The 19888-nt window shown below is 60.7% G+C and carries 17 protein-coding genes and 1 tRNA gene; 8 read left to right on the top strand and 10 right to left on the bottom strand.

Annotated elements, in window-relative coordinates; all coding sequences use genetic code 11:
- Window positions 1–20: 20 nt before the first annotated feature.
- Window positions 21–1010, bottom strand: a complete 990-nt coding sequence (gene selD / locus AK829_RS05170) for a selenide, water dikinase SelD (RefSeq protein ID WP_052204849.1) — start codon at window positions 1008–1010, stop codon at window positions 21–23.
- A gap of 26 nt (window positions 1011–1036) precedes the next feature.
- On the opposite strand from selD, the gene AK829_RS05165 reads away from it, so the two are divergent.
- The 3 genes from AK829_RS05165 to selB all read left to right on the top strand — a co-directional run bounded on the left by AK829_RS05165 (window position 1037) and on the right by selB (window position 4187).
- Window positions 1037–1131, top strand: a tRNA-Sec gene (locus tag AK829_RS05165).
- Window positions 1132–1152: 21 nt separating this feature from the next.
- A complete protein-coding gene (gene selA, locus AK829_RS05160; protein WP_052204848.1) occupies window positions 1153–2451 on the top strand; it encodes an L-seryl-tRNA(Sec) selenium transferase in 1299 nt (432 codons plus the stop codon).
- Complete coding sequence (gene selB / locus AK829_RS05155; RefSeq protein WP_052204847.1) at window positions 2448–4187, top strand: selenocysteine-specific translation elongation factor; 1740 nt, start codon at window positions 2448–2450, stop codon at window positions 4185–4187. The genes selA and selB overlap by 4 nt, the downstream gene beginning before the upstream one ends.
- Window positions 4188–4215: 28 nt before the next feature.
- Here selB and AK829_RS05150 read toward each other — a convergent pair whose 3' ends face one another.
- Genes AK829_RS05150 through AK829_RS05140 form a run of 3 tightly spaced genes read right to left on the bottom strand, consistent with a single transcriptional unit; the run spans window position 4216 to window position 6666 of the window.
- Window positions 4216–4638, bottom strand: coding sequence for a cupin domain-containing protein (locus AK829_RS05150; RefSeq protein ID WP_052204846.1), 423 nt, complete (start codon window positions 4636–4638; stop codon window positions 4216–4218).
- 24 nt (window positions 4639–4662) lie between these two features.
- Complete coding sequence (locus AK829_RS05145; protein WP_052204844.1) at window positions 4663–5730, bottom strand: hypothetical protein; 1068 nt, start codon at window positions 5728–5730, stop codon at window positions 4663–4665.
- A gap of 9 nt (window positions 5731–5739) precedes the next feature.
- A complete protein-coding gene (locus AK829_RS05140) occupies window positions 5740–6666 on the bottom strand; it encodes a DUF808 domain-containing protein (RefSeq protein WP_052204843.1) in 927 nt (308 codons plus the stop codon).
- A gap of 200 nt (window positions 6667–6866) precedes the next feature.
- Here AK829_RS05140 and AK829_RS05135 point away from each other — a divergent pair, with 200 nt between their 5' ends.
- From AK829_RS05135 to AK829_RS05120, 4 genes are all read left to right on the top strand, one after another.
- A complete protein-coding gene (locus tag AK829_RS05135) occupies window positions 6867–8450 on the top strand; it encodes a peptide ABC transporter substrate-binding protein (protein ID WP_052204842.1) in 1584 nt (527 codons plus the stop codon).
- Window positions 8451–8642: 192 nt separating this feature from the next.
- A complete protein-coding gene (locus AK829_RS05130; protein WP_052204841.1) occupies window positions 8643–9569 on the top strand; it encodes an ABC transporter permease in 927 nt (308 codons plus the stop codon).
- Window positions 9562–10542: an ABC transporter permease gene (locus tag AK829_RS05125; RefSeq protein WP_052204839.1), complete on the top strand. Its 981-nt coding sequence runs from the start codon at window positions 9562–9564 to the stop codon at window positions 10540–10542. Before AK829_RS05130 ends, AK829_RS05125 begins: the two co-directional genes overlap by 8 nt.
- Entirely contained in the window at window positions 10539–12221 is a 1683-nt protein-coding gene (locus tag AK829_RS05120) for an ABC transporter ATP-binding protein (RefSeq protein WP_052204837.1), read from the top strand. The genes AK829_RS05125 and AK829_RS05120 overlap by 4 nt, the downstream gene beginning before the upstream one ends.
- Before the next feature lie 68 nt (window positions 12222–12289).
- Here the strand turns inward: AK829_RS05120 and AK829_RS05115 are convergent, their stop codons facing one another.
- The 6 genes from AK829_RS05115 to AK829_RS05090 form a co-directional block, all read right to left on the bottom strand.
- Window positions 12290–14197, bottom strand: a complete 1908-nt coding sequence (locus AK829_RS05115; protein WP_052204835.1) for an ABC transporter ATP-binding protein — start codon at window positions 14195–14197, stop codon at window positions 12290–12292.
- Window positions 14194–15129 carry an ABC transporter permease gene (locus AK829_RS05110; RefSeq protein ID WP_052206392.1) on the bottom strand — a complete coding sequence of 312 codons (936 nt, stop codon included), beginning with the start codon at window positions 15127–15129 and terminating at the stop codon, window positions 14194–14196. Before AK829_RS05110 ends, AK829_RS05115 begins: the two co-directional genes overlap by 4 nt.
- Window positions 15130–15231: 102 nt before the next feature.
- Window positions 15232–16215 (bottom strand): ABC transporter permease, encoded by a 984-nt coding sequence (locus tag AK829_RS05105; RefSeq protein WP_052204834.1) that lies wholly within the window; start codon window positions 16213–16215, stop codon window positions 15232–15234.
- 95 nt (window positions 16216–16310) lie between these two features.
- Window positions 16311–18014: an ABC transporter family substrate-binding protein gene (locus tag AK829_RS05100; RefSeq protein WP_052204833.1), complete on the bottom strand. Its 1704-nt coding sequence runs from the start codon at window positions 18012–18014 to the stop codon at window positions 16311–16313.
- Window positions 18015–18144: 130 nt separating this feature from the next.
- Window positions 18145–18681 (bottom strand): DUF402 domain-containing protein, encoded by a 537-nt coding sequence (locus AK829_RS05095; RefSeq protein ID WP_052204831.1) that lies wholly within the window; start codon window positions 18679–18681, stop codon window positions 18145–18147.
- A gap of 3 nt (window positions 18682–18684) precedes the next feature.
- Window positions 18685–19392, bottom strand: a complete 708-nt coding sequence (locus AK829_RS05090) for an Rv1157c family protein (protein ID WP_232305787.1) — start codon at window positions 19390–19392, stop codon at window positions 18685–18687.
- Between the two features lie 125 nt (window positions 19393–19517).
- On the opposite strand from AK829_RS05090, the gene AK829_RS05085 reads away from it, so the two are divergent.
- On the top strand, window positions 19518–19871 hold the full coding sequence (locus tag AK829_RS05085; protein ID WP_052204827.1) for a hypothetical protein: 354 nt from the start codon (window positions 19518–19520) through the stop codon (window positions 19869–19871).
- Window positions 19872–19888: the final 17 nt, after the last annotated feature.

The following is a 19888-nucleotide window of genomic DNA, read 5'->3' as shown; positions in this document are numbered from 1 at the left end:
ACAAGCGCTAAAAACAAGCGCTAGCGCACGCGCACCCGCCCGGTGCCCGGCACGGTTTCGCCGATGATGGGGTAGCCGGGCACTTCGCCGATGACGAGGAGGCCGCCGGACGTTTGGGCGTCGGCAAGCAGAAGCAGCGCCTCCTCATCTAGATCGGAGTCGACGTGTGGGCTGACCCAGTCCAGGTTGCGGCGCGAGCCGCCAGGGACGAAGCCGTCGCGGAGGGTTTCACGTGCGCCGTCGATAAATGGCACAGCAGCGAAATCAATCACCGCATCCACCTTGGAGGCGCGTGCCATCTTGTACAGGTGTCCGAGCAGGCCGAAGCCGGTGACATCGGTCGCGGCCTTCACGCCGGCATCCACCGCAGCGCGAGAGGCATCCCGGTTCAGCGTGGTCATGACATCGACTGCCTGCTGGAACCACTCGCCGGTGGCCTTGTGGCGGTTGTTCAGTAGGCCGGAGCCGATCGGCTTGGTCAGGGTGATTGGCAGCCCGGCCTCGGCCGAGTCGTTGCGCATCAGTCGCGCGGGGTCGGCGGTGCCGGTTGCGGCCATGCCGTAGATCGGCTCAGGCGCGGTGATGGAGTGGCCGCCGGTGACGGAAATGCCGGCTTCGGTTGCGGCGTCGAGGCCGCCGTGGAGCACGTCGCGGATCAGTTCCTGCGGCAGGACGTCGCGCGGCCAGCCCAAAATATTCAGGGCAGTAATTGGGGTGCCGCCCATGGCGTACACATCGCTGAGCGCGTTGACGGCGGCGATCTTGCCCCAGGTATACGCATCATCCACCACAGGGGTGAAAAAGTCGGTGGTGGAGATAATCGCCAGGTCATCGCGGACGCGGATGGCGGAGGCATCGTCACCGTCATCAAGACCAACGATCACGTTGGGGTCGCTAAAGCCAACCAGGCCTGCTACGGCGTCTTCAAGCTCGCCGGGTGGGATTTTGCAGGCGCACCCGCCACCGGCAGCAAATTGGGTCAGTCGGATTTCTGAGGCTGTTTTGCTCATATCGCTGTATGGTAGCGTCACGCGACGGAGGCGTACGTGTCCTGGTGGGCGCCCCAGTCTTCAAAACTGGTGAGGTTGAGCATCTCAGCCTGGCAGGTTCGATTCCTGTCCGTCTCCGCCATAGTTTTTCGGGAGGTTTCGTTTGGATCCGCGCCGCAGCATTCCCCGTACGGATGAGCTTTTATTGCTTGCCGACGCCACGTCGAACCTCTCAACCGCCACCCTCAAAGCCCTCGCGCACGATGTGCAGGCGGCTGCCCGCCGAGGCGAGATTTCGCCTGAGGATGTGCGCGACGTGTTTGTGGCGCGGGCGAACCAAGGCGCAACCACCCTGACTCCCGTGATCAACGCAACGGGCGTGGTTGTGCACACGAACGTGGGGCGCGCACCCCTGTCGACCGGCGCGGTGGAGGCGATGTCCCGCGCGGCAGGCTACGTGGATGTGGAGATGGACCTGGACGCAGGCGTACGTTCGCGTGAGCGCGGCAAGCAGGCAACGGAAGCCTTGTTGGCTGCGTGCCCCGCCGCTGAGGACGCGCTGGTAGTCAATAACGGTGCTTCCGCGTTGTTGCTGGCAGCGGCCACGTTTGCTGAGGGTGGGGACCTGGTGATCTCTCGTGGTGAGCTCATTGAGATCGGCGCGGGTTTCCGGCTGCCGGAGCTGATTGAGTCCGCGCGCGTGCGCCTGGTGGAGGTCGGTGCGACGAACCGCACGCACCCCGCGGACTATGAGCGCGCGCATGAGGCGAAGGCGATTTTAAAGGTGCACCCGTCCAACTATCGGGTGGAGGGCTTCACGGCGAGTGTGAGCGTGGCGCAGCTGCGTGAGATCGCCAACGCCAATGGCCAGACGCTGATCGTGGACACAGGCTCTGGCCTGCTGGCCCCGGACCCGTTGCTGCCGGATGAGCCGGATGCGACGACCGCGTTGAAGCAGGGTGCGGACGTGGTGTTGTTTTCCGGCGACAAGTTGTTGGGCGGGCCGCAGGCTGGTGTGGTGTTGGGTACGCGCGAGGCGATTGCGAGGATGCGCAAGCACCCGCTGGCACGCGCGGTGCGCATTGACAAGCTGCGCCTTGCAGCGCTTGAGGCGACGATGCGTCTTGCCTACAACCCCACGCACGCCTACCTGCACGCGGACCCGGCTGTGTTGAAGCAGCGCACCGAGGCCTTGGCGGCAAAGGTTGGCGGCACGGTTGTGGCGCACGATGGCCGCGTTGGCGGTGGGGGAGCGCCCGGCCACCCACTGCCTGGCTACGCGGTGGAGTTGGACGAGGAACTGGCTCATGCTTTACGACGCCACGATCCCGCCATCCTCGGCCGCGTCCACGGCGGGCGTTTACTCATTGACCTGCGCTGTGTGCCCGAAGACCAAGATGCGCTTGTTGCTGCCGCCATTGTTGAGGCTGTAGATGAAGCCGCGGGTGAGGTACGCGCATGAGCTTTGTCGTTGCCACCGCAGGCCACGTAGATCATGGCAAGTCCACCCTGGTCAAGCGTTTAACCGGCATGGAGCCGGACCGCTGGGACGAGGAGCGCAAACGCGGCCTGACCATAGATCTTGGGTTTGTGTGGGTTGGCGATATTGCCTTTGTGGACGTGCCGGGCCACGAGCGTTTCATTGCCAACATGCTTGCCGGAGTAGGACCCGCGCCGGCTGTGCTGTTGGTTATCGCCGCTGATGAGGGGTTCAAAGAGCAGTCCAAGGACCACCTGGACGCCATCAACGCGTTTGGCATCACCACTGGCGTGATTGCGATGTCGCGCGCGGACAATGCCGACTCGCAGCGCCGCGCCGAGGTGCGCCAGCAGATTGCGCGCGAGGTCGCCGGCACCACTGCACAGGACTGGCCGGTGATGGAGGTATCCGCGAAGACCGGCGAAGGAATCGGGGAGCTCACCCGCACCCTCCACGAGGCGCTCGAAGCCGCACCTGCCCCGGACCCGGATGCGCGGATCCGTTTCTGGGTGGACCGCGCTTTCAGCATCAAGGGCGCTGGCACGGTGGTCACCGGCACGCTCACCGCGGGCACGATCCGGCCGGGTGATGTGCTGGAGCTGCACGGCCAGCAGGTGCACGTGCGCTCGGTGCAGTCCGAGGACACCCCCATTGACGTGGCACAACCGGCGATGCGCGTGGCACTGAACCTGCGCGGCATCGACGCCGAAAGCATCGGCCGTGGCGACGCTCTACTCACTCCCGGCGCTTGGCAGAGCACCTTGCTTATCGACGCCACGTTGACCACCCCAACCACATCCCCCCTCCCACGCGAAGCTATGGCCCACGTTGGCACTGCAGGCGTGCCGTGTGCGGTACGGATGCTGGGGCCGGAGCACGTGCGCTTAACGTTTGAGTCGCCGCTGCCACTCAAAATCGGCGACGCCTTGGTCCTTCGCGGCTCCGGCGAACAACACATCTTGGCCGGTGCGCGCGTGGTGGATGCGGACCCGCCGGCCTTTCTCCGCCGCGGGGACGCCGCACGTCGCGCCGAAGCGCTACCCACACTGCCCGATATCAACGCCGAGATTACCCGCCGCGTGGCCGTTACCCCAGAACACCTGGCGCGGCTGGGCTACGACGTACCCGACACACCACCAACGGGAGCAGTCGCGTTTGCCGGCTACTGGATTCAAGCCAGCCAGGTTATGGCCTGGAAAAACGCCCTCCTTGAGGCCGTGGCTGAACACGAGCGCGTCAATCCGTTGTCGGCGGGGATGGGGGTTGCGGAGGGCGTAGATAAGCTGAAGCTCTCCGACGCCAAACTGCTGCCACTGGCTGCCGCCGCGGCGAAGCTCACGGTGGCCGACGGGCTGATCTCGACCGGCCGCACACTCGATCTGGGCGAGGGGATTGCCAAGCTGGAGGAGCACCTGCGCGCCCAGCCCTTTGCCGCGCCCGAGGCGGCTGACCTGGCACAGTGGGGCGTCGGCGACAAGGAGCTGGCTGCAGCCGAGCGGGCCGGACGCATCGTGCGAATTGCAGACGGTGTGGTCCTGCTTGCCGACGCCCCCACCAAAGCCGCCGCGCTGCTGCAGGATTTGGAGCAGCCGTTTTCGGCCTCCGACGCCCGCAAAGCGTGGGGAACCACCCGACGCGTGGCAATCCCGCTGCTAGAAATGCTTGACGCGCGCGGTGTTACCCGTCGTGTTGACGGTACCGCGCGCGTACTGCGCTAGTTATTTGGCGCTGGTTACACAGCGCCGGTTACACAGCGTCATGCTCGTGCGGATCGTTGTCCGCATCCGCCTTGGTCTCGTGGCGAGTGCCCGGCTTGTGCTCCGGAGCTGCGTAAATGGAGTACAGCTTGGCCGGTTTGTCGGACTCATTGACAAAGTTGTGGTACTTGCCAGACGGCACGAACGCAGCCCAGTCTGCGCCAACAACCTGGTCAACCTCAAGCTCGTCCTTGCTCGGGCCGATCTGTGCGCGCAGCTCGCCCTCCTCAAGGCGGAGGAACTGATCGTGGCCATCGTGGATCTCAGCGCCAATCTCGCCGCCAGCCGGGATGGTCATAACCGTCAGCTGCAGGTACTTACCGGTCCACAGGGTGTCACGGAAGGCATCATTTTCCAGGGTGGCCTTCTCAATATCTACTACGTACGGGTTAGGTCCTTTATCGTTGCTCATAGGCCCCACCGTACGCGTCTTTGCCTACTTGCGGTGCCGACCAACCTCGCCAGCAACCCGTTCGCGACGCCTGAGCTGCACCTTCTCAACTTCGGTGAGGTAGCCGCCGGCACCTTGCCATCCGGTATCGGGCGTTTCCTTCACCGCATCTTTTACTGCGGTACGCTCCCGCACTTCTACCTGTTCCTCCGGGAGCTCCACCTTGGCAAACATCTGCGTCGGTGCGGCGACATCGTCGGGGCGGTCCTTGCCCGTCAACGACACGTACCGTGCCCTGTAGTGCGGCCGGACCGTGTCTTCCGGGTCCGTGGCAAAGGGGCGCTCCACCGTGATCGCCCATGATCCATCGGGGAAATCCACGAGTGACCACGGGGTAGTAGGTGTTGTGTCTGGAACCTTCAACACCGGGATTGTCTGCAGACCCTCAGCTGGGGCGCCGGCATTGAGCGCAGCCATGCCCTCCAACAGCACGGCACGTACGTACAGCGGGGCGCCCGCCTCTTCGATGTAGGCAAGGAGTTCTTTGGCATCTTCGGCACCGAAGCCACCGAGTGCCTTGCCGTTGAGCGTGACAGCAACCGTGCCCGCCAGCGGGTGCAACGCAACAAACCAGGTGCCGGGGGAGAGTGCGACCAGCTCGTCAGCACTGAACTCTCCTTTGGCGGTATCCACCACAATCATGTCCCCAGGTGGGAGCACCAGCGCACCTTCTGGAGGATCGTTGCGAGGCACCGCAAGCGGCGGTGGCGGCAGAATGATCTTTGCCCGAAACAGTCCGGTCTGGTTATCAAAACGGACTTCTGCAATCGTGGTGGGCATCAGTAGCGAGGCCTCAATGCGTTGCATCTCCGGGTAACGCTCGCGGTGCCTAGCCGCGACTTCCCCCAGCACTCTGCCCTGGGTGCGGTCATGGCCCACCCGGCGTACCCGCCACGATCCGTTGAGCGGATTCGGGTGGAGCAGGACCGGCAAAAATGCTGAATTTTTCGTGTCCCCAAACTCTTCAAAAAGGGGAGCTTGGATCACGCTGGCGAGCTCAATTTCCTCGCCAGCACCCCATATCGACGGTGCGAGAGAGTAGAGCCTGTCCATTGCTTCAGCTTAAGCGTTGGCCTTCGCGCCGCGCATGTTGCCTAGCAGTGTCACGATTCCCAGCACGATGAAACCGGTGATCAACCCCGCAGTCAGAGACACACCGGTCTCAGCCAGCCACCCAAGCGCCCCGCCGCCAGCGGCTTCCTTCAGCTGCTCCGAGACGTCGTGTGGCCAATGCCAGCCGACAACCTCGTGCAAGCCACGCACGATCAGGTGGCCGCCAACCCACAACATGGCAACCGTGCCCACAACACCAATCGCGGTCAAGATATACGGCATGCCCTTCACAAGGCCACGTCCAAGCGTGGCTGCTTTGTCGCGTTCGATCATGCCGCGGCCGATGTCATCAATCTTGACTAGGATCGCCACCGCGCCATAAACCGCGATGGTGATGAGGATACCCACTGAAACAAGCACGGCAGCCTCCATCCAGATGGGCTGATCAGCAACCTCATCAAGCGCAATGATCATGATCTCCGCACTCAAGATCAGGTCTGTCATGATTGCGCCTTTGACTAAGGAATCCTCATCCTCCGGCGTTTTGTTTACCGCACGTTCCTGCTCTTCTTCAGGATTTGCCTTGATCTTTTGGACGATCTTCTCTGCGCCCTCATAACAGAGGTACGTACCGCCCAACATCAACAGCGGTACCAACGCCCACGGCGCGAATGCGTTCAGGACAAGTGCAATGGGCAGGATGATTAGCAGCTTGTTGCGCAAAGAACCCTTGGTGATCTTCCAGATCATCGGCAGCTCACGCGCCGGGGTGACTCCAGAGACAAACTGTGGGGTCACTGCTGCGTCATCAATGACCACGCCCGCAGCTTTCGCAGACGTCTTCGCCGTCATCGCTGCCACGTCGTCGGCTGAGGCGGCGGCAGTGCGGGCGATCAGCGCAACGTCGTCAAGCAGGGCGAGCAAACCACCGGACATATAAGGACTCCTTTGGTAGGAAGCGGCGGGCGTAACCCCTCGAAGCTACCAGCCCTGCAATAGGTCACAGTGAACGCAAAGTAAACACGGGACAAACTTTCGGGTGGATTTACGGAAGCTGTTGGGTAGTATTGTGTTCTAATCCGGTTACCGGTAATGAATGTGATTGGGATCATCGCATGAATCAAGGAGAATCTATAGTGAGCATGAAGAAGACCCTGGCTGTTGTTGCAGCCAGCGCGCTGACCTTCACCATGGCCGCATGCGGCTCGGACAGCGCCTCCACCGGCGGCGCAGACGGTGGCAATTACATCACCGCTAGCGGCACTGAGCCGCAGAACCCGCTCATCCCAGGTAATACCAATGAGGTCGGCGGCGGCAACATCGTCGATATGATCTACTCGGGTCTTGTCTACTTTGACAAGGACGGCGTGTCCCACAACGAGATGGCACAGTCCGTTGAGCTGGAGGGTGAAAAGACCTACCGCGTGACCCTGCGCGATGACATCAAGTGGTCCGACGGCTCCCCGGTGACCTCCAAGGACTTCGTCAACACCTGGAACAAGGTTGTTGAGGATGCGATGCTGGGTGCTTACTTCTTCGAGTCCATCCTGGGCTTCGAAGAGGGCAAGCCGCTCGAGGGCCTGGAGATTGTGGACGATCAGACGTTCACCATCGAGCTGACCCAGCCAGAAGCCGACTTCCCGCTGCGCCTGGGCTACTCCGCCTTCTACCCAATGCACGAGTCTGCATTCGATGACCTCGCTGCATACGGCGAGAACCCGATCGGCAACGGCCCGTACAAGCTGGCTGAGTGGAACCACAACCAGGACGCCATCATCGTTCCGAACGAGGAGTACTCCGGCGACCGCGCTGCGCAGAACGACGGCATCAACTTCGTCTTCTATGCACAGCAGGACGCTTCCTACGCTGACCTGCTCGCAGGCAACCTGGACGTGACCGACGCTATCCCGGACTCTGCGTTCGCAACCTTCAACGACGAGCTGGGCGAGCGCGCCGTGAACCAGCCGGCTGCCATCTTCCAGTCCTTCACCATCCCGGAGCGCCTCGAGCACTTCGGTGGTGAAGAGGGCAAGCTGCGCCGCGCTGCAATCTCCCGTGCAATCAACCGCGAGGAGATCACCGCGACCATCTTCGACGGCACCCGCACCCCGGCAACGGACTTCACCTCCCCGGTGATCGCTGGCCACACCGACACCCTCAACGGTGCTGAGGTTCTGGAGTACGACCCGGAGGAAGCAAAGCGTCTGTGGGAAGAGGCTGACAAGATCAACCCGTGGACCGGCACGTTTGCCATCTCCTACAACGCTGATGGTGGCCACCAGGCATGGGTTGATGCAGTTGCAAACTCCATCAAGAACACCCTGGGCATTGAGGCTGAGGGCAACGCATACCCGGACTTCAAGTCCCTGCGTGATGACGTGACTAAGCGCGAGATCACCACCGCGTTCCGCACCGGCTGGCAGGCAGACTACCCGTCCTTGGGTAACTTCCTGTCCCCGCTGTACGGCACGAACGCTGGCTCCAACGACGGTGACTACTCCAACGCCACCTTCGACCAGCTGCTGAAGCAGGCTGCCGGCGCAGCCAGCGTTGAGGAGGCTTCCGAGTACTACAACGAGGCTCAGGAGATCCTGCTGCAGGACCTGCCGGTTATCCCGCTGTGGTACTCCAACGTGGTCGGTGGCTACTCCGAGAACGTTGACAACGTGGCATTCTCCTGGAAGTCTGTCCCGCTGTTCTACGCAATCACTAAGAAGTAACGTCCCTCCAAGCGGATGCCGCTTCGTAGTTGCACAAACCCACACTCAGACACGGCTCGTGTCGGGTGTGGGTTTCGTGTTGCGTCCGGCGGTATTCTGCCAAGCATGTCTGCAACACCGACGACTGAAGACAACTGAAGACAACTGAAACTGTCAACGAAACTGCTTAACCGAAAGAGAGCGAACTAACCCATGTGGCGCTACATCGGGCGGCGGCTCTTGCAAATCATCCCCGTGTTCTTCGGGGCCACGCTTTTGCTCTATGCCCTCGTCTTTCTTATGCCGGGCGACCCAGTCGAAGCGCTCGGCGGCGACCGAGGCTTGAGCGAAGCTGCTCGCCAACGCATCACCGAAGAGTACAACTTAGACAAGCCATTCTTGGTCCAGTACCTGCTCTACCTCAAGGGCATTTTGACGCTGGACTTCGGCACGACGTTCTCCGGCCAGCCGGTGCGCTCCGTAATGGCAAACGCCTTCCCGGTCACCATCAAGCTGGCGCTGATGGCGCTGGCCTTTGAAGCCATCTTTGGCATCATCTTCGGCGTGATCGCCGGTGTTCGCCGCGGCGGCATCTTCGACTCCACCGTGCTGGTTGTCTCCCTGTTTGTTATTGCGGTGCCGAGCTTTGTTATCGGTTTCGTGCTGCAGTACCTCGTTGGCGTGAAGTGGGGATTACTCCCCGTGACAGTGGGAAGAAACGAAAGCTTCACAGCGCTGTTAATGCCCGCGGTGGTGCTAGGCGCCTTGTCATTTGCGTACGTGTTGCGATTAACCAGGCAGTCCGTCAGCGAAAACCTCCGCGCGGATTATGTGCGTACCGCCCGTGCTAAGGGCCTGTCCAACGGTCAGGTGATGAACCGCCACGTGCTGCGCAACTCCATGATCCCGGTTGTCACCTTCCTGGGCGCTGACCTTGGTGGCCTGATGGGTGGCGCCATTGTCACCGAAGGCATCTTCGGCATCAATGGCGTTGGCGGCACCATCTTCCAAGCAATCATCAAGGGCGAGCCCGCCACGGTCGTGTCATTTACCACCGTGCTGGTGATCGTGTACATCATTGCCAACCTGCTGGTGGACCTGCTCTACGCTGTCCTGGATCCGAGGATTCGCTATGCATAACCCAACAACCAACAACGCTGTAGATGCTGTAGATACTGTGCTGCCTGGGCAGGAATACTACGTAGCTGAGACTGATGAGTCGGGCCTCGGCGCCGTTGACGCTGTGGCCGATGACCGGGCGCCGTCAAGCCAATGGGGCGAAGCGTGGAAGTACCTGCGCCGCCGCCCACTGTTTTGGGTAGCAGCTGCCCTGATCCTGATGGCACTTGCTGTGGCAATTGTTCCGCAGCTGTTCACGGCTACTGACCCGCGTGAATGCATCCTGTCGCGCTCGCTCAACGGGCCGACAACGGGCCACCCGTTCGGCTTTGACCGTCAAGGCTGCGACATTTACGCCCGCACCATCTACGGTGCACGCGCCTCCGTTGCGGTGGGCGTGCTGACCACGCTGATTGTGACTGCGCTTGGCACCATCATCGGTTCCATCGCAGGTTTCTACGGCGGCATCTGGGACACGCTGCTGTCGCGTCTGACGGACATCTTCTTTGCCGTCCCGCTGGTGCTGGCTGCGATCGTGGTGATGTCCATGTTCCAAAACCAACGCTCCATCTGGATGGTGGTGTTGGCGCTGTCCATGTTCGGCTGGACGCAGATCGCACGTATTACTCGCGGCGCGGTCATGGGCGTGAAGAACGACGAGTTCGTTACCGCGGCGCGCGCACTCGGCGCTTCCGACGGCAAGATCATCTTCTCCCACATCCTGCCGAATGCGGCGGCGCCGATCATCGTGTACGCAACGGTGGCGCTGGGTACGTTCATTGTTGCTGAGGCGACGCTGTCGTTCCTTGGCATTGGTTTGCCAACGTCGGTGGTGTCCTGGGGTGGAGATATTTCGAGGGCGCAGGCGTCTCTACGCACCCAGCCCATGGTGCTGTTCTACCCGGCAATTGCCCTGGCACTGACGGTGCTGAGCTTTATCATGATGGGCGACGTGGTGCGCGACGCCCTCGATCCGAAGGCGAGGAAGCGATGAACCAGCCACTGCTTAACATTGAAGACCTCAAGATCACCTTCGAATCCACCACGGGTGTGGTGGAAGCCGTGCGTGACTTTGACCTGACCATTTACCCAGGCCAGTCCGTGGCCATCGTGGGTGAGTCGGGCTCCGGTAAGTCCACCGCCGCGATGAGCATCCTGGGGCTGTTGCCCGGCACCGGCAAGGTGACCAACGGCACCATTACTTTCGACGGCAAGGACTTGACCAACCTCGACGAGAAGGGTTGGCAGGAAATCCGCGGCAACGAGATTGGCCTGGTTCCTCAGGACCCGATGAGTAACCTCAACCCGGTGTGGCGCATTGGCACGCAGGTGGAGGAATCGCTGCGTGCCAACAACGTCGTGCCGGGCTCCGAGCGCCACAAGCGCGTCGTGGAACTTTTGGAGGAAGCCGGCCTGCCGGACGCTGAGCGCCGGGCGAAGCAGTACCCGCACGAGTTCTCCGGAGGTATGCGCCAGCGAGCGCTCATTGCGATTGGCCTGGCTGCACGTCCGAAGCTGCTCATTGCCGACGAACCAACGTCCGCCCTCGACGTCACGGTGCAGAAGAAAATCCTGGATCACCTGGACAAGCTCACCGCGGAATTGGGCACATCGCTGCTGTTTATTACTCATGATCTCGGGTTGGCAGCTGAGCGCGCCGACTTCCTCGTGGTGATGCACCGCGGCCGCATCGTGGAAAAGGGCCCAAGCCTGAAGATTCTGCGTAACCCGCAGCACCCGTACACGCAGCGGTTGGTGAAGGCGGCGCCGTCGTTGGCGTCTGCACGAATCCAGTCCGCTAAGGCACAGGGGCTGGAAACCGCAGAGCGCGTTGCCGGCAAGCGCGATGGCGAGGAAGTGGTTCGCGTAGAAAACCTGGTGAAGGAATTCGACGTGCGCGGCCAAAAAGGCGCCAAGAAAATCCTTCGTGCGGTTGATGACGTGAGCTTTTCTTTACGACGTGGCACGACGCTCGCCCTCGTCGGCGAGTCCGGCTCCGGCAAATCCACCGTGGCCAACATGGTTCTGCGTCTTCTCGAACCGACCAGTGGGCGAGTGATCTTCGAAGGCCAGGATATTGCGCAGCTTAAAGGTAAAGAGCTGTTTGAGATGCGCCGCAAAGTCCAGGTGGTGTTCCAAAACCCCTACGGCTCACTCGACCCGATGTTCTCGGTGTACAAGTGCATCGAGGAACCATTAGCGCTGCACAAGGTCGGCGGCCGCAAGGAGCGCGAATCTCGCGTTGCTGAGCTGCTAGACATGGTGCAGATGCCGCGCTCTGCTATGCGACGCTACCCGAACGAACTCTCCGGCGGCCAGCGCCAACGCATCGCAATTGCGCGTGCGCTTGCGCTGCACCCGGAAGTTGTCGTGCTGGATGAGGCAGTATCAGCGCTCGACGTGCTGGTGCAAAACCAGATCATCAACCTGCTAGCAGATCTGCAGGAAGAGCTCGACCTGTCCTACCTGTTCATTACCCACGACCTAGCTGTGGTCCGCCAGACTGCCGACGACATCGTGGTGATGCGCCAAGGCGTTGCCGTGGAGCAGGGGAGTTCGGACGACATCTTCGACAATCCGCAAGACCCGTACACCCAGAACCTGATCAATTCGGTTCCGGGCTTGGGCATTGAATTGGGCACTGGCGAAGACCTCGGCATCGAAGTCCGTTAACACCAGTGCCCTAAGGGGGAGTGGGGGAGCTTGTCGGCGCAGGGGGAGCGTCGACAAGCAACAAGGCCCTATTCCGGCTGGTAGGTTTGGCGCACGCGGTTGCGCTCAACCTCCGGGTCAGGAATCGGGATCGCAGACAGCAACGCCTTGGTGTACGGGTGCTGAGGGTTATCAAACACCTCATCCGCATCGCCGAATTCCACAAAGTCGCCCTTGTACATCACCGCAACACGGTCCGACAGGTGGCGAACCACAGACAAGTCGTGCGCCACGAACAAGTACGACAAACCAAGCTCACGCTTCAGCGACTCCAGCAGGTTAATCACACCGGCCTGGATGGACACGTCAAGCGCTGAAACCGGCTCATCCAGCACAATCACCGAAGGGTTGGTGGCAAGCGCACGAGCCAGGCCGATGCGCTGGCGCTGACCGCCCGAGAAGTGGCCTGGGAAGCGGTCAATCTGGGACTCATCCAGACCCACGGTGCGCATCAGTTCAGCAATACGTTCGTCCTTGTCGCCCTGGTAACCAAGCGCGTCCAGCGGCTCCTGGATGATCTCTTTGACCGTCATGCGCGGGTTCAAAGAACTCATCGGGTCCTGGAACACCATCTGCAGGTTGCGGCGTGCCTTCTGGCGCGACGCGTGGTTGAACTTGGACGCGTCTTCACCACACAGCACGATGCGGCTGCCCGGCGCCGGGTCCAGGTTCATGATCTCCAGCAGGGTCGTGGTCTTACCAGAGCCGGACTCACCCACGATGGCCATGCACTCACCGGCGCGAATGTCGAAGGAGACGTTCTTGACCGCATGCACAGTGCCCACGCGGCGCTTCACCAACGCACCCTTGGTCAGCGGGAACTCCTTGTTCAGGTTCTCCACTTCCAGGGTCACCTCGCGCTCCTCGCGCGGAACGTGCGCCAGCGAGTCCTCCGGAAGCACCGGGGTGGGGTAGAGGGGGCGGCCGTTGATCATGCCGTTTTCGATCTCGTTGTGGCGGATGCAGGCAACCTCGTGACCTGCAATATCACCCACGGGCTCAAGCAGCGGCTCCCCGTTTGAGCACTCCGGGATGGCAATCGGGCAGCGCGGCGCGAACTGGCAGCGTTCCTGCATGTTCACCAGCTTCGGCGGGGTGCCCTCGATAAACGTCAAGGGCTCGTCCGAAGGGACGTCCACACGCGGGGTGGAGCCGAGCAGGCCGATGGAGTACGGCATCTGCGGGGCCTTAAACAGCGTATGTACGTCGGCCTTTTCCACGGGGCGGCCACCGTACATCACCAGCACGTCATCTGCGGTGCCGGCAACCACGCCCATGTCGTGGGTAATCATGATGCAAGCCGCGCCAGTTTCGCGCTGCGCAACCTTGATCACGTCCAGGATCTGGGCCTGGATGGTCACGTCGAGGGCGGTGGTTGGTTCGTCCGCGATCAGTACCTTCGGATCTTTCGCAATCGCAATAGCAATGACCACGCGCTGGCGCATACCGCCGGAAAACTCGTGGGGGAAGGACTTCAGGCGCTTCTGCGGCTCCGGAATACCCACAAGGTCCAAAAGCTCAGCCGCGCGGGTGAGTGCCTTGGACTTGGAAATGTTGTTGTGGGCCTGCATGGCTTCCACCAGCTGCGTACCAATGTCATACACCGGCGTCAAAGCGGACAGTGGGTCCTGGAAGATCATGCCGATCTCGTTGCCGCGGATGTGCGACATGGCCTTGTCGTTTTTGGTCAGCAGTTCCTCGCCTTTGTACAGCACCGAACCGGTGACCTTGGCGTAATCCGGCAAAAGGCCCATCACGGCCATGGACGTGACCGACTTGCCCGAGCCGGACTCGCCCACAATGCCAAGGGTTCGGCCGGGGTAGAGGTCAAAGTCCACGCCGCGCACCGCGGAGACAACGCCTGCCTCCGATGGGAAAGAAACGTTGAGATCACGAACGCTAAGTACCGGGTTAGCGGAATTCACGGAAGATGTCATGCTCGGCCTCCAGAGTTCGAGTTCGGGTCAAAAGCGTCACGCAGGCCGTCAGCAATGAAAGCCATGGAGACGGTCAACAGCGTCAGCACAAGCGCCGGGAAGTAGAACTGCCACGGGGTGGTGATCAGGGTTCCGGTACCGGTCTGCAGCAGGGTACCCAGGGATACGTCCGGCAGCTTCACACCCAGGCCAAGGAAGGACAGGGCGGTCTCACTCATGATCGTGGAGACCACACCCATCATGAACTGGATCACCAGCAGCGAGGCCACATTGGGGATGATGTGGCGGACGATCGCGGTCGGGCGCGACACGCCCATGAAGCGTGCGGCACGAACGTAGTCGTTTTCTCGGATAGACAAGGCCAGTGACCAAATCACACGAGCGGGGTACATCCAGCCGAAAGCGATGAGCACCACGGTGAGCACCTTCCAGTCGCCGCCAGAGCCGGAGACCAACAGTGCAATCATCAAAAACGTCGGCACAGCCAGCATGAAGTGGATAATTGCCAGCACGATCTTCTCAAGCGCACCGCCGTAGAGCGCAGCACCTGCACCAATGAGAGCGGAGAGGATCGTGATAGCCAGCGCTGCTGGCACTGCAATGGTCAGGGAACGGCCAAGGCCGTGAACAACCTGAGCGAATAGGTCATTGCCGGAGTCAGTGGTACCAAACCAGTGTTCCTTGCTTGGGCCGGTGGCCAGGTTCAAAAAGTCCGGTTCATCGTAGGCCCAAGGCGTGATGAACTTGCCAAAGACAGCGAGCAGAACCAGCACGATGAAGATAACCGTGCCTACTACCGCCATGCGGTTTCGCAGGAAGCGGCGCAGGTAGATACGGCTCTTGCTGGTGCCGCGTAGCGCTGCGGACTGGTTTGGTGGCTCAGCACTTGCTGTGCCGTCTGCCTGGCGTCCGGTTTCAGACGTAGACGTCATGTCATTAACTGGGATGTTTGCGTGCATACCCAGGTTCTGGCTGGCGCGACGTGGCTGGCCAGAGCTCGAACCGGTGTATTTCGTCGACATTGGTGTGCCTCCCTAGCTAACCCGGACTCGGGGATCAAGTGCCACCACAAGCAGGTCCGCCAAGATCGCAGATACTGCGGTCATCGCGGCGCCGAAGGCCGCAACAGCAACTGCGCCATGCACGTCATTGCGGCTGATGGTCTGGATGAAGTATTGGCCCATGCCGTTCCAGGCGAAAATGCGTTCCGTCATCACCGCACCGGTGAAAATACCGGGAACGGAGAATGCCACCGAGGTTGCCACCGGAATCAGTGAGGTGCGAAGCGCGTGCTTGCGCACCGCCTGCGCCTTGGTCAGGCCCTTGGCGCGAGCAGTGCGGACGTAGTCCGCGTTCAAGTTATCCAGCAGCAAGGTGCGCTGCATGAAGTGGTAGCCCGCGTAGGAAATGATCAGCAGCGCAAGCGTGGGCAAGATAAGGTGCTGACCAAAGTCAACTAGCTTGTTCCACGTTCCTTGCACATTGGAACTAGATGCGCCGGTGACGTAGAAGATACGGCGCCCGCTCCACTCGTTGATCTTGATACCAAGCCACACCACTGCAATAGACGCCACAACCACGTGCGTGTTCATAGTGATGATGGAAATGCCCTGCCAAACGCGGTCGGCGCGCTTGTACTGACGCGACGCCGTGTACACGCCCACTGCCACACCAATGACGATGGACAGGAAGGTTGCCACGAACGTCAGCTGGGCGGAGACCCAGATGCGAAACGAAATCTGTTCGTTCACCGAGTCACCGAGCGGGGAGTTACCCCAGTCCCAACGAGTCAGAATGCCGGTGAGCCATGTCCACCAACGCTCAATTATCGGCGTATTCGGGCTCAAGTTGTTGGGCTCAAGCAAAGCATCGATCTGCTCTGGTGAAAGCGGAGGGCGGCGGCCGAAGTAATTGGCGCGCGGATCCAAGAAAAAGCTGGCGAGGAAATACGTGAGGTTGGTGGCCAGAAATACGATGAGGCTCCAGCTCAGAATTTTCCTTATGAGGTAGCGGAACATGGCGTCTCTCAGTCTGTGTGAAAACGCATAAATCCGCGCGAAGCCACAAGGGCCTCGGCGGATTTATGCGACGTGATCAACGGTTACCGGGTCTCTTACTTCGCCCAGCCGACGTTCTCGATCGGCAGCACTGCGAAGGACATTGCACCCAGGTTAGCCAGGCCCGGCTTGGTAGCAACCATCTCAGGGCCGTTAGCGTACGGCATGATGCCGAACTCGCCGAAGGCTTCCTTCTCAAGCTCGTTAGCGCGCTTGATCTGCTCGTCAGCGTCCTCGATCTTCTGCAGCTCTTCGATCTTTGCGTCCAGCTCAGCGGAGCCCGTGTCGGACTTGTTCAGCTCAGAGTCAGATGCGTAGATCTGGCCGAAGTACGCAACACCGAACGGGTCGGAGGAGGAGAAGCCCATCATGAACAGGTCGAAGTCCTTCTCGGAGGTCACCTTGGAGAAGTCAGAGCTCGGACGCTCCTCGATCTGGACGTCGATGCCAACTGCGCGCAGCATGGACTGCATTGCGGAGGTGGTGGCCTGAACCATCGGGGAGTCACCCAGGGTGACGTAGCGAACGCTCAGCGGGTTCGCCTCAGAGTAGCCAGCCTCCTCGAGCAGCTTCTTTGCCTTCTCCTGGTCGTACTGAACGACAGAGCCGAAGTTGTCCTCGTAGCCATCCTGGGTCTGGAACAGGGTGAAGGAGCCCGGCAGGTCCTCGGTGTAGTCCAGGCCGTTGAAGCGGATCGCGGCAAGCTGGGAACGGTCAATTGCCGTCATGATTGCCTCGCGCACCTTCGGGTCTTCCAGGCCCGGTGCCTCAGAGTTGATGGTCAGCAGGAAGTTGGACGGACGCAGGGAGACGCGGATGTCAGCCTGGTCGCCCATCTGACGTGCGGTCTCCAGACGGTCACGGGATCCAACGCCGGTCAGGTCGATCTCACCTGCGCGGAAAGCGTTGATGGAAGCCTGGTCCTCCATTGCGCGGTAGGAGATGCGCTCCAGCTTGGCCGGCTCGCCCCACCACTTTTCGTTGCGCACGAAGGAAACCTCGCCGGTTTCAAAGTTGACGTTCTCAACCTTGAACGGGCCTGCGCCCCACTCCGGGTGCAGCTGCTTCAGGTAGGCGTTCATGAAGGTGTCAGCGGAGTCAACCTGCGGCGGCACGAGGTTGCCGAAGAGACCCTCCCACCACGGGTATGCCTGCTTGTAGGTGACAACTGCCTGCTTGTCGGTCTCGCCACGGGTGACGGACTCGATCAGCTCGTAGCCGTCGGTGGAGTTGACCTGCACATCCGGGTTGGAGCCGTTGTTGAACTTCCAAGTGTTCTCAAACGAGGTCCAGTCGATCGGGGTGCCGTCGTTGTAGTTGGCCTCATCCACGATGGTGTAGGTGACCACGGTCTTGCCGTCCACAACCTCGTCCTTTACCTCGCTGAGGTAGGCCGGGTTCGGGTGGTAGGTACCGTCACCGTCGAAAAGGGTGAGCTGCGGGTTGTACTTGTCCCAAACGTTGCGCGTGTAGCGGTTCATGTTTGCGTGGAAGACGTTCTGCTGCTCGGCCATCTCAGTGATAGCCATGGTCAGCTCGCCGCCGTCCTGGATCTGGTCGCGCTCCAGCGGGTTGTAATCGCCAGCGGCGTTGATTTCCAGGCCACCCGTGGACTCGCCAGTGGACTCTGCCGCCTGGCTCGACTCAGCGGCGGTGGTGCCGGTGCTGGTGGACTCCGTGCTGTCACCTGCACATGCGGTGAGAGCCAGGGAAATGGTGGACAGGCCGGCGATTGCGGCGATGCGAATGCGGTTCTTCATGTGACCGGTCATCCTTTCGGCAGGAAACAAAACTAAAATCCACAGAAACAGTGGGTTTCGTTAACATTAATGAAAAAAGTGATGTGTCACACCATTTTTGGCGCATTAATTTTCACTAAAGGCCTTTTTGCTAGCTGACGGGGGTGAGTTCCACCTCATCCGCCCACGTCAGTTCGATGCCGAGGGTGCGCAGCCATTCCATCGGATCATCGCTGTGACGGGTGATGCCCTCGACGGCATTCAAGGTGAAGTCAATGGCTTTCTCGGCTTCCTCAGCAGTGATTAGCCCTGCGGAGGTAGCGGCGGCAAGCTCATCGATGTCCAGAACGTCGATAGGGGTGCCGGTGTTAGAGACTAAGTCAACGTAGAGGTCACGCGTTGTCCATACGTCGCCGTCAACGTCAATGTCCGCAACGTCGAAGTAATACTCCTGCTCTTCTTCTACACCCTCGCGGAAGTGAAAGATGTTGGCTCTCAGGCCGAGCTTTGGAAGCAGCCAGCTTTCGAGGTAGCCAAAGCGGGGGTGGTTGGCCCCGCGTGCCATGTAGAGGCCAAAGTCAGTCACCCGAAACGTGTCTACCTCACGGAGGAATCCCTTGGGGTCCACGTTGGTCTTGGAGACCGTGTCAAAGGTTTCCTGCTTGACAGGGTGTAGGTCAACGCTCATCTCTTACCTCACAGAAAAACTTGCGGCGGTGGGGGCGAAGTTGCACACCCTGTCTTGGGTGCGCACGCCTCCGTCTACAACTGCGAGTACGCGCCCAGGGCCCGTCTTGGCGGTTGCGGACAGGGTTGCCGGTCCTGATGGGTTTATCAGATTGTTATCTAATGGCGTTACGCCCGTGCGGAAATTGTTGAGATTGATCCAGTACACCTTCATCAAACCTTGCTCGGGCGCGGCGGCCGGTGTGCCAAGCGCGGTGAAAACAAACGTGGCCTCCCCAGCGTTAGCCCCAGGTGCCGGGGTGGTGGACGGACCTGGGACGACGAGCGCAGAGGCTGTGGAGTGCAGGCCGGGCCCGATGCAGTGGGATGACACCGTTGGCCAGTAGAACTGGGTGAACGGGGGAGCGTTCTCAGGCAGTGGTGGGCCTCCGAGTTCTCCGCCACCGGCGTAGAACGTAATCGCCGTACGCAAGGCGTTGGCTACCTTGGCAGGTACGAACGGTTTGTCTGCAAAGTCATGGACGCGCTTGACTACCTGGGGGGTAGGTCGGCCTAGCTCATCTAGCAGGCCGAATGTGCCAGAAGATGTTTGGGCGTTGGCCGCTGGAGTGAAAACGCTAGCGCCAGCCAATAGGGATGCGGCAAGCACTGCGCTCGCGGAAGCGCGAATTGATTTGGGCAGGGAAAACGTCACTTGAGACACAATAGTCACTTATGTAACAACGTCAAGGCGAAATCGAAAGAAACTGCCAACCTCGTGCCAGTATTGACCTCTACCGTCTGTGGTGTTCCGGATCACAAAACATCAAGCCGATAAGGTGAAAGGACTGAAAAGCCATGACTGATCCCCAGAACGCAACCCAGAACGAGACCGTCACGTTCAACACCAACCTCACGCTGGCGGAGATTGAAAACCGTCTCTCCGGTCTGGAGAACTTCGATGTCAAGGAGAAGTCCGAGGGCGAGCTTGTTGTCAACGTTGGCAACGCACTGAAGTACCGCTTCCTCGGGGTGTACCTGACTCAGGACTTCCAAGCACCCATTACTATCGACGCCTCCGATAACGGCGACGGCACCGTAACCGTAGAACTGCACCGCCGTGGTCAAGCTGGCACCGTGATCAGCACAAGCAAGAATGATCAATTCTTTGCCACCAGCTTCCAAGAGCTCCAAACCGCACTGAGCGGGTAAAAGAAGCGGCTCAAGCG

The organism is Corynebacterium riegelii (genome assembly GCF_001263755.1).
Taxonomy (GTDB): Bacteria; Actinomycetota; Actinomycetes; order Mycobacteriales; family Mycobacteriaceae; genus Corynebacterium; species Corynebacterium riegelii.
Note: the sequence above shows the minus strand (reverse complement) of the source record. Positions and strands in the feature narration are given on the sequence as shown.